The sequence below is a fragment of the Nostocoides japonicum T1-X7 genome, from assembly GCF_001046855.1.
In the GTDB taxonomy this organism is placed as follows: Bacteria; Actinomycetota; Actinomycetes; order Actinomycetales; family Dermatophilaceae; genus Nostocoides; species Nostocoides japonicum.
This window is the reverse complement of the sequence record NZ_HF570958.1, coordinates 2113091-2125476: the sequence shown is the minus strand read 5'-3', so window position 1 is coordinate 2125476 and position 12386 is coordinate 2113091. Positions and strand designations below refer to the sequence as shown.

The 12386-nt window shown below is 70.6% G+C and carries 8 protein-coding genes; 1 reads left to right on the top strand and 7 read right to left on the bottom strand.

Annotation, left to right across the window (positions count from 1 at the left end; all coding sequences use genetic code 11):
* The 7 genes from BN12_RS09495 to BN12_RS09465 form a co-directional block, all read right to left on the bottom strand.
* A partial coding sequence (locus tag BN12_RS09495) for an adenine phosphoribosyltransferase (protein WP_048556213.1) occupies positions 1-428 on the bottom strand: 428 nt, incomplete at its 3' end.
* A gap of 11 nt (positions 429-439) precedes the next feature.
* Positions 440-1660: a protein translocase subunit SecF gene (secF, locus tag BN12_RS09490; protein ID WP_048551976.1), complete on the bottom strand. Its 1221-nt coding sequence runs from the start codon at positions 1658-1660 to the stop codon at positions 440-442.
* Entirely contained in the window at positions 1657-3510 is a 1854-nt protein-coding gene (gene secD / locus BN12_RS09485; protein WP_048551974.1) for a protein translocase subunit SecD, read from the bottom strand. Before secD ends, secF begins: the two co-directional genes overlap by 4 nt.
* A gap of 1 nt (position 3511) precedes the next feature.
* On the bottom strand, positions 3512-3772 hold the full coding sequence (gene yajC, locus BN12_RS09480) for a preprotein translocase subunit YajC (RefSeq protein ID WP_048551972.1): 261 nt from the start codon (positions 3770-3772) through the stop codon (positions 3512-3514).
* A 327-nt stretch (positions 3773-4099) separates the two neighbouring features.
* The gene (gene arc / locus BN12_RS09475; protein ID WP_235432552.1) at positions 4100-5728 is read right to left on the bottom strand and encodes a proteasome ATPase; all 1629 of its coding nucleotides are present in this window, start codon (positions 5726-5728) and stop codon (positions 4100-4102) included.
* Positions 5729-5896: 168 nt separating this feature from the next.
* Positions 5897-6943: a tRNA (adenine-N1)-methyltransferase gene (locus BN12_RS09470; protein ID WP_048551968.1), complete on the bottom strand. Its 1047-nt coding sequence runs from the start codon at positions 6941-6943 to the stop codon at positions 5897-5899.
* 56 nt (positions 6944-6999) lie between these two features.
* Complete coding sequence (locus BN12_RS09465; protein WP_048551964.1) at positions 7000-8124, bottom strand: site-2 protease family protein; 1125 nt, start codon at positions 8122-8124, stop codon at positions 7000-7002.
* A 73-nt stretch (positions 8125-8197) separates the two neighbouring features.
* Here BN12_RS09465 and metH point away from each other — a divergent pair, with 73 nt between their 5' ends.
* The gene (gene metH / locus BN12_RS09460; RefSeq protein ID WP_048551962.1) at positions 8198-11983 is read left to right on the top strand and encodes a methionine synthase; all 3786 of its coding nucleotides are present in this window, start codon (positions 8198-8200) and stop codon (positions 11981-11983) included.
* Positions 11984-12386: the final 403 nt, after the last annotated feature.

Genomic DNA, 12386 nt, shown 5'->3' with positions numbered 1-12386 from the left:
GCCTGCTCGACGAGCCGGCAGGCCGCCGCGGCCGTGCCGCCCGTCGCGAGGACGTCGTCGACGACGAGGACCCGGTCGCCCGGGCCGATCGCGTCGGTGTGCACCTCGATCGTCGCGCTGCCGTACTCGAGGTCGTAGGTCACGGTGTGCGTGTCTCCGGGGAGCTTGCCGACCTTGCGGACCGGCACGAAGCCGACCCCGAGCGCGAGGGCGAGCGGGGCGCCGAAGACGAGTCCTCGCGCCTCGATCCCCGCGACGACGTCGACCTGTCCCCGGAACCGGCCCGCCCACTCCTCGACGACGGCGCCGAAGACCTCCGGGTCGCGCAGCAGCGGCGTGATGTCCTTGAAGAGGACGCCAGGCTGCGGGAAGTCCGGCACGTCGTGGATCGACGCGGCGATGCGGTCGGCGAGGGTCACGGCGTCCATCCGGTCCCGCGTCACCGCCGCGACTTGGGCGTCCGCTTGGGCTGGTTGCGCGGGCCGCTCGCCTGCGCATACCGGTGCACCTTGCGCCCCGTGAGCGTCTCGCCGTGCTCGGCCGGTCCGGCGTCGACCGCATCCGCCGCGGCCTGGGCCGCGCCCTCCTCGCCGACGTGACCCTCTCCCTGCGCCGCACCGGAACTCGCGGCGACACCGGCGGCGACGGGCTGCGCCGCGGCTGCCTTCGCGACCCGGGCCTCGTAGCGCGCGGCCCGCTTCGCGAGCTCGACGACGGCGGGCTCGCCCCGCCGCATCGTGACGTAGAGCGGGGTGGCGATGAAGATCGAGGAGTAGGCGCCGACGGCGATCCCGACGAACAGCGCCATGGCGAGGTCGAGGAGCGTGCCGGGACCGAGCTCGGTGAAGCCGATGAAGAGGATCGCGGCGATCGGCAGCAGGGCGACGACCGTCGTGTTGATCGAGCGGACGAGGGTCTGGTTGACGGCGAGGTTCGCGGCCCGGTCGAACGTCGTCCGGCCCGAGCCGAACGCCTCCGCGGTGTTCTCCCGCACCTTGTCGAAGACGACGACGGTGTCGTAGAGGGAGTAGCCGAGGATCGTGAGGAAGCCGATCATCGAGGCGGGGCTCACCTCGAGTCCGGTCAGCGCGTAGATGCCGACCGTGATGATGAGGTCGTGGAGCAGGGCGACGAGGCCCGCCACGGCCATCTTCCACGTCCGGAAGTACAACGCCATGGCGAGGGATACCAGCAGGAGGAAGATGACGAGGGCCTTGAGGGCCTTCTGGCTCACCGACTGGCCCCACGAGGGGCCGACGAAGGTCGCGGACACCCGGTCCGCCGAGGTCCCGAAGGCCTTGGCGAGGGCCTCCCGCGCGTTCTCGCTCTGCTCGTCGGTGAGCTTCTCGGTCTGGACGCGGATCGTCGCCGGCGAGCCGGTGCCGAGCTTCGTGACGGACACCTGGACGTTCGGGTCGACGGACTGGACGGCGTGGGTCGCCGGCGTCTCGTAGTCGCCCGACACGGTGACGTTGGCGACGCGGAACTCCGATCCGCCGCGGAACTCCAGGCCGAGGTTGAGGTGACGCACCCCGAGCCCGAGGAGGGCGAGGACGACGAAGAGCCCGGACAGCAGGTACCAGATGCGTCGCTTCCCGATGAAGTCGACGGACCGGCGCCCGGTGTAGAGGTCGTTGCCGACGGCGGAGAAGTTGATCACAGGACGGCCCCCTCGTTGTCCGGAACCGACGTGGGCGCCTTCTTCGGTGGGTCGACGGCGATCCGTCCGCGACCGGCATACCGCACGGTCTTGGCGCCGAGCCGCACCGGGTCGAGGCCGGAGAGCTTGTGACCGCCGCCGAAGAACTTCGTGTGCGAGAGGAGGGCGACCGTCGGGTGGGTGAAGAGCATGACGACGACGAGGTCGATGATCGTCGTGAGGCCGAGGGTGAACGCGAAGCCGCGGACGTTCGCCGACGCGAGCGTGTAGAGGACGATGGCCGCGAGGAAGTTGACGCCGTCGGCGGCGAGGATCGTGCGGCGGGCCCGCTTCCACCCGGTCTCCACGGCGCTGCGCAGCGGACGCCCCTCGCGGACCTCGTCGCGGACCCGCTCGAAGTAGACGATGAACGAGTCCGCCGTGACGCCGATGGCGACGATACAGCCGGTCACACCCGCCATGTCGAGGCGGTAGTTGTTCGACCAGCCGAGGATCGTCAGCGTGAGGTAGGTCAGGGAGGCCGCGACGATGAGCGAGGCGACGGTGACGAGGCCGAGCGCGCGGTACTGCAGGAGCGAGTAGAAGACGACGAGGAGCAGGCCGATGAGGCCGGCGATGAGGCCGAGCTTGAGCTGCTCGACGCCGAGGGTCGGGCTGATCTGGGTCTGGGTCTGCAGGTTGAAGGAGATCGGGAGCGCGCCGAACTTCAGCTGCTGGGCCAGCGCCCGGGCCTCGGTGATCGTGAAGTTGCCGGTGATCGAGGCGTTGCCGTCGGGGATGGCCGACTGGAAGGCGGGGGCGACGATGACCTGGCCGTCGAGGACGGTCGCCATCCGGTTGCGCGGGTCCTCCAGCTGGACCATCCGCTTGGAGGCGTCGATGTATGCCTGCTTGCCGGTCCCCTTGAAGGACAGCTGGATCTCGACGACCTGGGTCGTGACGCCCTGGCTGTTGACCTGGTAGCCGGCCGAGGCGTCGCCGATGCTCGCGCCGTCGACGATGACAGGGCCGAGGATGTACTTCTCGGTGCCGTCGGTGCTGCAGGTGACGAGCGGCTTCGCGGGGTCGGTGTCGATCCCGTCGAAGGCCTTCGGGTCGCTGCAGTCGAGGGCGGTGAGCTCCTTCTGCAGGGCCGGGGTGACCCAGTCGAGGCTGTTGGGGTCGGTCGGCGTCTTCGTCGCCGTCCCGGTCGTCGCGGTGCCGGTGGGCGTGCTCGTCCCGGTCGCCGTGCTCGTCGGCGTCGGGGAGTCCGCGGCCCGCAGCCCCTGCGGGATGACCGACTTGGCCTTCGAGGAGGTGGCTCCCTCGCTGGCCGTCGGCGCCTCCTGGCCGGCCGGGGCGGACGTCTTCGTGGCGCTCGGGCTCGAGGTGCCGCTCGCGCCCTTGGTCGCCGTGCCGGACGGGGTCGCCGTCCCGGACGGCGTCGTCGCCGTGGGCGTCGGGGTGACCGTCTGGGCGACGAGGACCCCGCGGAACTGCATCTGGGAGGAGCGGCGGACCGCGTCGAGGGTCTGCCGGTCGGGCGTCCCCGGCATCGAGATGACGATGTTCTGGCCGCCCTCGGTCGTCACCTCCGCGCCCGAGACGCCGTTGGCGTCCACCCGCTGGACGATGATGTCGCGGGCCTGGTCCAGCTGCTGCTGGGTGACCTTCTGGTTGCCGCTCAGCTGGGGGGTGAGGACGAGCTGGGTGCCGCCCTCGAGGTCGAGGCCGAGCTTGGGGGCCAACTGCGCGGTGCCCCAGATGTGGGCGCCGGCGAGCAGGCCTCCGAGGACGAGGAAGATGGCGAGGAGGCCGAGAAGCGCCCGCTTCTCGTTGCGGGTCTGCCGGTTGCGCTTCTTCCGCGCCATCTCAGGCGGCCACCTTGGAGCCGATGGCGCGGCGGTCCCAGCGCACGACGACGCCGGGGGCGATCTCGAGGTCGGCCGTCGCGTCGCTCAGCTGGGTGACCGTGCCGAACAGCCCGGACGTCGTCACGACCTGGTCCCCGACGGCGATCGACGACTGGAGCTGCACCGCCTGCTGCTGCCGCTTGCGCTGGCTCCAGAAGAGGAAGACGAGCAGGAGGAACGGGAGGGCGAGGATGAGCAGGTTGCCCAGTCCGGCATGCATGGAAGACTTCCTTCGGTTCACGGCTGACGGTGCGGCCGGACCCAACGAGGGCGCCTGACGCGCGCGGCGGCCCGGCGCACGGGAGCCGCCGGAGCAGTCTAGGCGACGTCCGACACCCTCACCAACGAACGAGGCCCCCGGTGAGTTGCCTCACCCCGGATCGGACTCCCCAGGGCATACCGCCCATATCGCTGACCCCCTCTCCTCGCCCCCTTCCGCACGTGCCGAGAAGATGTCGTCATCTCGCTCTCGGGACGACAACAACTCGGCACGTGCGAGAACCCGCCTGGAGGACCTGCCGCACGTGCCGCGCCCGGGCGGCAGCGGTCAGAGGTACTGGCCGGTGTTGGCGACGGTGTCGATGGAGCGACCGGGCTCGGTGCCGGTCTTCGTGGACACGAGCGTGCGGATGTAGACGATCCGCTCACCCTTCTTGCCGGAGATCCGCGCCCAGTCGTCGGGGTTCGTCGTGTTGGGCAGGTCCTCGTTCTCCTTGAACTCGTCGACACAGCTGCTCAGCAGGTGGTCGACGCGCAGGCCGTGGGAACCCGTCGTGAGGAAGTCCTTGATGGCCATCTTCTTCGCGCGGTCGACGATGTTCTGGATCATCGCGCCGGAGTTGAAGTCCTTGAAGTAGAGGACCTCCTTGTCGCCATTGGCGTACGTCACCTCGAGGAAGCGGTTGTCCTCGATCTCGGAGTACATCCGCTCGACGGCGGCGGTGATCATCGCCTCGACGGTCCGCTCGGGCGAGCCGCCGTTCTCGGCGAGGTCGTCGGCGTGGAGGGGCAGCGCCGTCGTGAGGTACTTGCTGAAGATGTCGCGGGCCGACTCCGCGTCGGGGCGCTCGATCTTGATCTTCACGTCGAGGCGGCCGGGTCGCAGGATCGCCGGGTCGATCATGTCCTCGCGGTTCGAGGCGCCGATGACGATGACGTTCTCGAGGCTCTCGACGCCGTCGATCTCGGACAGCAGCTGCGGCACGATCGTCGTCTCCACGTCGGAGGACACCCCCGACCCACGGGTGCGGAACAGGGAGTCCATCTCGTCGAAGAAGACGACGACGGGGTTGCCCTCGTTGGCCTTCTCCCGGGCCCGCTGGAAGATGATCCGGATGTGCCGCTCGGTCTCGCCGACGTACTTGTTGAGCAGCTCGGGGCCCTTGATGTTGAGGAAGAACGACTTCGCGAGCGGCTTGCCCTGACGCTCGGCCACCTGGCGGGCGAGGGAGGCCGCGACGGCCTTGGCGATCATCGTCTTGCCACACCCGGGCGGCCCGTAGAGGAGGACCCCCTTGGGCGGCTTGAGCGCGTGCTCGACGAAGAGGTCGGGGTGCAGGTAGGGCAGCTCGACGGCGTCGCGGATCGCCTCGATCTGGCCGCGGAGGCCGCCGATGTCCTCGTATGCGATGTCCGGCACCTCCTCGAGGACGAGGTCGGCCACCTCCGACTTCGGGATGCGCTCGTAGACGAACCCGGAGCGGGACTCCAGGGTCAGCGCGTCCCCGACACGCACCCGCTCGCCGGCGAGGGAGCCGGCCATCCGGCATACCCGCTCCTCGTCGCCCCGCGCGATGACGAGGACGCGCTCGTCGTCGAGGAGCTCCTTGACGATGACGACGTCGCCGATGCGGTCGTAACCGTGGACGCTCATGACGTTGAGGGACTCGTTGAGCCGGACCTCCCGCCCGACGGTGAGGTCCAACGGGTCGACGTCCGGGCTCACCGCGACGTGGAGCTTGCGTCCCCCGGAGAGGATGTCGACGGTCGCGTCGTCGAAGGTCTCCAGGACGGTGCCGAACGCGGCGGGCGGCTGGGCGAGCCGGTCGATCTCGGTCTTGAGGCTGACGATCTGCTCGCGGGCGTCCTTGAGGGTGCGCACGAGGCGCTCGTTCTGCGCCGACACGGTGGCGAGGTTGGACTCCAGACGCCGGACGGTCTCCTCCAGGTCGCGGATCTGCCGCGGGCTGCCGGCGATCCGGGCTCGGAGGGCATCGATCTCGCGCCGCAGATGCTCGACGTCATGGGGGCCCGCGGTCGGGTGCTGCGACGGGCTGTCGTGATCGGTCACGATTGGGACCTCCCCTGCGCGCGATTTCTTCCGGTCCCTTTCGACCCTAACTCGTCAGAGGCTCGGAGGCGCGGAGGTTTGGGTCACAGCTCGGCGTACCCGCCGCACCCTCTTGGCCGACGGCACGCGTTCCCCGAGGTCCTCGGCGGTCCATTCCTCCTCCGCCGTCTCGCCGGTCGAGACGGGATCGTCGTCCGGCGCACCGTCGTCGTCCGCCTCGCCCTCGCCGGAGGAGCCGTATGCCCCCTTGGCCGGCCGGCGCTTGCGCAGGGGCGGGGTCACGCCGTCGGCGAGCCGCCGGGTCGTGATGAGGAAGCCGGTATGCCCGTGCATCCGGTGCTCCGGGCGCACGGCGAGGCCCTCGAGGTGCCAGCCGCGCACGAGGGACTCCCAGGCCGACGGCTCGGTGAAGCCGCCGTGCGCCCGCATCGCCTCGCCCACCCGGGACAGCTGGGTCGTCGTCGCGACGTAGCAGATGAGCAGTCCCCCGGGGGCCAGCGCGGCGTGGACGACGTCGAGGCACTCCCACGGGGCGAGCATGTCGAGGACGACACGGTCGACGGTGCCGTCCTCGACCGTGCCCGGCAGCCGCTCGACGAGGTCGCCGACCGTCACCGTCCACGCCGGGTGGTCGGTGCCGAAGAAGAGGCGGACGTTCGCCATCGCGATGTCCGCGAAGTCCTCACGACGCTCGAAGGACCAGAGCCGCCCCTCCTCCCCCACCGCTCGCAGGAGGGACATCGCGAGGGCGCCGGAGCCGACGCCCGCCTCGACGACGACGGCGCCCGGGAAGACGTCGGCCATCGTGATGATCTGGCCGGCGTCCTTGGGGTAGACGACGGCGGCGCCCCGCGGCATCGACATGACGTAGTCCGGCAGGAGCGGGCGCAGGGCGAGGTACTCCACGCCGGTCGTGTTCGTCACCGTCGAGCCGTCGGGCCTGCCGATGAGGTCGTCGTGGAGGAGATGCCCGCGGTGGGTGTGGAACTGCTTGCCGGGCGCGAGGACGATCGTGTGGAGCCGGCCCTTGGGGTCGGTGAGCTGGACCCGCTCCCCCGCGCGGAAGGGGCCGCGCCGCAGATCGGCGCCGAGAGCAGTCATGGCGGGCGAGTCTAATCGCGGGTGTCTGGCCACGGGTGAGCGAGCGTGCGCCCCGCTCAGCGGGGTGGGGGCGCGGAGCCGCGCAGGATCGGGTCGACGTCCTCCACCCGCAGGACGCCGGCGATCCGGCCACCCGAGCGGACCGCGGCGAGGGACAGGCCGGCCTCGGCCATCGGGCGCACGACGTCGACGACGGGGTCGTCGGGATCGGCGTCGACGACCCAGCTCGGCGGCATCCGGACGTAGACGGCGCTCACCGGGGTCGTCGCCCGGCGCTCGGGCGGCAGCTGCTCGACCATCTGCCGGGTCACGAGGCCGACGGGCGCGCCGGACGGGTCGTGGACGACCGCGGCCCCGGCGGGCTCGGCCCACACGCGTTCGACGGCGGTGGTCTCGGTGACGCCGGGCACGCGGATGAGGAGGTCGGCGACCCGCACCGACTCGATGCGGCCGAGCACCGTGCCGCTCTGGATCGCGACGGTGGCGCCCCGCCAGAGGAACCCCGCGATGAGCAGACCCCAGACGAGGCTCATCGAGAGTCCCTCGCCGCGCAGGACGGGCAGGGCCACCCAGTAGATCGCGACGACGAGGACGAGAACCCTTCCGCACCACCCGGCGACGACGGTGCCCCTCGGCCGCGAGCCGCTCGCCGCCCAGACGGCCGACTCGACGAGCTGACCGCCGTCGAGCGGGAGTCCCGGGAGGAGGTTGAAGCCCGCGAGGAGGAGGTTGCTGACCGCGAGCCCGTAGACGAGGTGGCGGGGGACGCCGGAGGTCATCCCCCGCTCGGCGACGAGCGACGCGACGCCGAGGACGGCGTTGGTCAGCGGGCCTGCCGCGGCGATGACGGCGGCCGAGCCCGGCCGGAGGCTGTGGCCCTCGAACGTCGTGTGGCCGCCCCACAGGTCGGCGACGATGGCGTGCACGCGGAGGCCGGCCCCCCGGGCGGTGAGGGCGTGCGCCGCCTCGTGGAGGAGGACCGAGACGAGGAGGAGGACCGCGGAGGCGAGGGCGACGGCATACGCGAGAGGCCCGAGGTCCGGGCGGCTCTGCGCGATCTGGGGCCCGATGACGATGACGACGAGGGCCGCGAGGAGCAGCCAGCTCGCCCCGATCCGCACCGGGGCACCGCCGATGCGTCCGACGAGGAGGCCACCGGCGGCCACGGGTGCCTCGCTCACGCGTGAGACTCTATGCGACCCCGGAGAGGCCGTCGTCATACTGGAGGGGTTCCCTCGCCGATCTGGAGATGCCATGCCCGACGCCAGCCGCCTGCGCCCCGACGCGACAGCCGAGCTCACCGCGCTGCTCGAGAGCCGCGTCGTCGTCATGGACGGGGCGATGGGCACGATGATCCAGCGCGAGCAGCTGTCGGAGGAGGACTACCGCGGAGACCGGTTCGCCGACTGGCCGAGCGACCTGCGGGGCAACAACGACCTGCTGTCCATCACCCAGCCCGACGTCATCCGCCGGATCCACCTCGACTACCTCGACGCCGGCGCGGACCTCATCGAGACGAACACCTTCAACGCCCAGCGCATCTCGCTGGCCGACTACGACATGTCCGACCTCGCCTACGAGCTCAACATCGCCGCGGCGCGCCTGGCCCGCGCAGCCTGCGACGAGGCGACCGAGCGGACCCCGGACCAGCCGCGGTACGTCCTCGGCGCCATCGGGCCGACGAACCGCACCGCCTCGATCAGCCCGGACGTCAACGACCCCGGTATGCGGAACATCACCTTCGACGACCTCGTCGCCGCCTACCTCGAGCAGGCCCGCGGGCTCGTCGACGGCGGCGCCGACGTCCTGCTCGTCGAGACGATCTTCGACACGCTCAACGCCAAGGCGGCGATCTTCGCCCTCGAGACGCTCTTCGAGGAGCACGAGCGCCGCTGGCCGGTCATCGTCTCCGGCACCATCACCGACGCCTCGGGGCGGACCCTGTCGGGACAGACGACCGAGGCGTTCTGGAACTCCGTGCGGCACGCGCGACCGCTGGCCGTCGGGCTCAACTGCGCCCTCGGTGCCGCCGACCTGCGGCCGTACATCGCCGAGCTGGGGCGCGTCGCCGACTGCTTCGTCTCCGCCTATCCCAACGCGGGCCTGCCGAACGCGTTCGGGGAGTACGACGAGACGGCCCAGCACATGGCCGAGGTCGTCGGCGAGTTCGGGACGGCCGGCCTGCTCAACATCGTCGGCGGCTGCTGCGGCACGACGCCGGACCATGTCGCGATGATCGCCAAGGCGGTCGCCGAGGCCACGCCGCGGGCGGTGCCGACCATCGCCCCGGCGCTGCGGCTGTCCGGCCTCGAGCCGTTCAACGTCACCGAGGAGTCCCTCTTCGTCAACGTCGGCGAGCGGACGAACATCACCGGCTCGGCACGCTTCCGCAACCTCATCAAGGCCGAGGACTATCCCACCGCCCTGTCGGTCGCCCGGCAGCAGGTGGAGAGCGGCGCCCAGGTCATCGACATCAACATGGACGAGGGGATGATCGACGGCGTCGCCGCGATGGACCGCTTCGTCAAGCTCGTCGCCTCCGAGCCGGACATCTCCCGGGTGCCGGTCATGGTCGACTCCTCCAAGTGGGAGGTCATCGAGGCGGGCCTGAAGTGCATCCAGGGCAAGCCGATCGTCAACTCGATCTCGATGAAGGAGGGTGTCGGGCCGTTCGTCGAGCACGCGCGGATGTGCCGCAAGTACGGCGCGGCGGTCGTCGTCATGGCCTTCGACGAGGACGGTCAGGCCGACAACCTCGAGCGGCGCAAGGAGGTGTGCGCCACGGCATACCGGATCCTCACCGAGGAGGTCGGGTTCCCCGCCGAGGACGTCATCTTCGACCCGAACATCTTCGCCATCGCGACCGGCATCGAGGAGCACTCGGCCTACGGCGTCGACTACATCGAGGCGACCCGCTGGGTGAAGCGGAACCTCCCCGGCGCCCTCGTGTCCGGTGGCGTCTCCAACGTGTCGTTCTCCTTCCGCGGCAACAACCCCGTCCGCGAGGCGATCCACGCCGTCTTCCTCTACCACGCGATCGCGGCCGGCATGGACATGGGCATCGTCAACGCCGGAGCGCTCGTCGTCTACGACGAGATCGACCCCGAGCTCCGCGAGCGCATCGAGGACGTCGTCCTCAACCGCCGGTCCGACTCCACCGAGCGGCTCCTGGAGATCGCCGACCGCTTCAACAGCAAGCCCGGCGAGGTCAGCGCCGCGGATGAGGAGTGGCGCTCGCTCCCCTTGCGGGAGCGGATCACCCACGCCCTCGTCAAGGGGATCGACGACCACGTCGTCGACGACACCGAGGCGCTGCGGCTGGAGATCGCCGCCGCAGGGGGGCGACCGCTGGAGGTCATCGAGGGCCCCCTCATGGACGGCATGAACGTCGTCGGCGACCTCTTCGGCGCCGGCAAGATGTTCCTCCCCCAGGTCGTCAAGTCGGCCCGGGTCATGAAGAAGGCCGTCGCCCACCTCATCCCCTTCATCGAGCAGGAGAAGATCGACCTCGGCGTCACCGACGAGCGGGCCCGCGGCACGATCGTCACCGCGACGGTCAAGGGCGACGTCCACGACATCGGCAAGAACATCGTCGGCGTCGTCCTCCAGTGCAACAACTACGAGGTCCACGACCTCGGCGTCATGGTGCCCGCGCAGAGGATCCTCGACACCGCGCGTGAGCTGGACGCCGACATCGTCGGGCTCTCCGGGCTCATCACGCCGTCCCTGGAGGAGATGGTCAACGTCGCCTCCGAGATGGAGCGGCAGGGGTTCGAGATCCCGCTCCTCATCGGCGGGGCGACGACGTCGCGGGCGCACACGGCCGTCAAGGTCGACCAGCGCTACCACGGGCCCGTCGTCTGGGTGAAGGACGCGTCGCGCTCGGTGCCCGTCGCCTCGGCGCTCCTCTCCGACACCCAGCGCGACGGCTTCATGGCCGAGGTGAAGAAGGACTACGACTCCCTCCGCGCCCGGCATGCCGCCAAGACGAACGACCGGCCCCTGCTGTCCCTCGAGGCGGCCCGGGCCAACGCGACGCCGCTGGACTGGACGGCATACCACCCGCCCGTCCCCCGGATGCTGCGCCAGCAGACCCTCGACGTCGACGTCCGCCACTGGCACGCGACGGCGGCCCAGCACATCCGCGCCTTCCGGGAGTACGATCTCGCCGACCTGCGCCGGTACATCGACTGGGGGCCGTTCTTCCTCGCCTGGGAGATGAAGGGCCGGTTCCCCGACATCCTCAACAACCCGGCGACGAGCGAGGCGGCCCGGCGGCTCTACGACGACGCGAACGCCATGCTCGACCAGGTCATCGAGGAGCGCTGGCTGACGGCCAACGGTGTCGTCGGGCTCTTCCCCGCCGCCTCGGTCGACGACGACCTCGAGGTGTATGCCGACGCCGACCGGACCGAGGTCCTCGCGACCCTCCTGTCGCTCCGGCAGCAGGGAGCTCACCGTGAGGGCATCCCCAACCGTGCGCTCAGCGACTTCGTCGCACCCCGCTCGACCGGCCTGCGCGACCACGTCGGGGCGTTCGCCGTGACCGCCGGGCTCGGGTGCGCCGAGCGGGTCGCCGCCTTCAAGGCCGATCTCGACGACTACAACGCGATCCTCCTCGAGTCGCTCGCCGACCGGCTCGCCGAGGCGTTCGCCGAGCGCCTCCACGAGCGGGTCCGGCGCGACCTGTGGGGCTACGAGGCGGACCGGCTGTCCAACGAGGACCTCATCGCCGAGCGGTACCGCGGCATCCGTCCTGCGCCGGGCTACCCCGCCTGCCCCGACCACACGGAGAAGAAGACGCTGTGGCGGCTCCTCGACGTCGAGGCCAACACGGGGATCGAGCTCACCGAGGCGATGGCGATGTGGCCGGGGGCCGCCGTGTCCGGCTGGTACTTCTCCCACCCGGACTCCCAGTACTTCGTCGTCGGCCGCCTCGGTCGGGACCAGGTCGCCTCGTATGCCGAGCGCAAGGGCTGGTCGATGCCCGAGGCCGAGCGCTGGCTCGCCTCCAACCTCGGCTACTTCCCCGAGGACTGAGGCCCGGGCGGGCATCCTCCTGGTGGCCCCGCTCGTCGTGCTCTCTGCCTGCCGGTCGAGGTATTCGGAGACGTTTCGGTGTTCTTGGTTACCTCGAATGCGGGGGTGCTCTGGCGGTCGAGGTATCTGGTGACGTTCTGGTGGGTCGTGGTTACCTCGAATGCGGAGGGGCCTCTGCGGGTGGAGGTATCTGGTGGCGTTCTGGTGGGTTCTGGTTACCTCGGATGCGGAGGGGTCTCTGCCGGTCGAGGTACCTGGTGCCCTTCTGGTGGGTCGTGGTTGCCTCGAATGCGGGGGTGCTCTGGCGGTCGAGGTATCTGGTGGCGTTCTGGTGGGTCGTGGTTGCCTCGGATGCGTGGTGCTCTGGCGGTCGAGGTATCTGGTGGCGTTCTGGTGGGTCGTG

What these genes read in the sequence shown, in the direction of transcription:
- secD (WP_048551974.1), bottom strand. Translation starts at nt 3,510, where the DNA reads ATGGCGCGGAAGAAGCGCAACCGGCAGACCCGCAACGAGAAGCGGGCG.
- yajC (WP_048551972.1), bottom strand. Translation starts at nt 3,772, where the DNA reads ATGCATGCCGGACTGGGCAACCTGCTCATCCTCGCCCTCCCGTTCCTC.
- BN12_RS09470 (WP_048551968.1), bottom strand. Translation starts at nt 6,943, where the DNA reads ATGACTGCTCTCGGCGCCGATCTGCGGCGCGGCCCCTTCCGCGCGGGG.
- metH (WP_048551962.1), top strand. Translation starts at nt 8,198, where the DNA reads ATGCCCGACGCCAGCCGCCTGCGCCCCGACGCGACAGCCGAGCTCACC.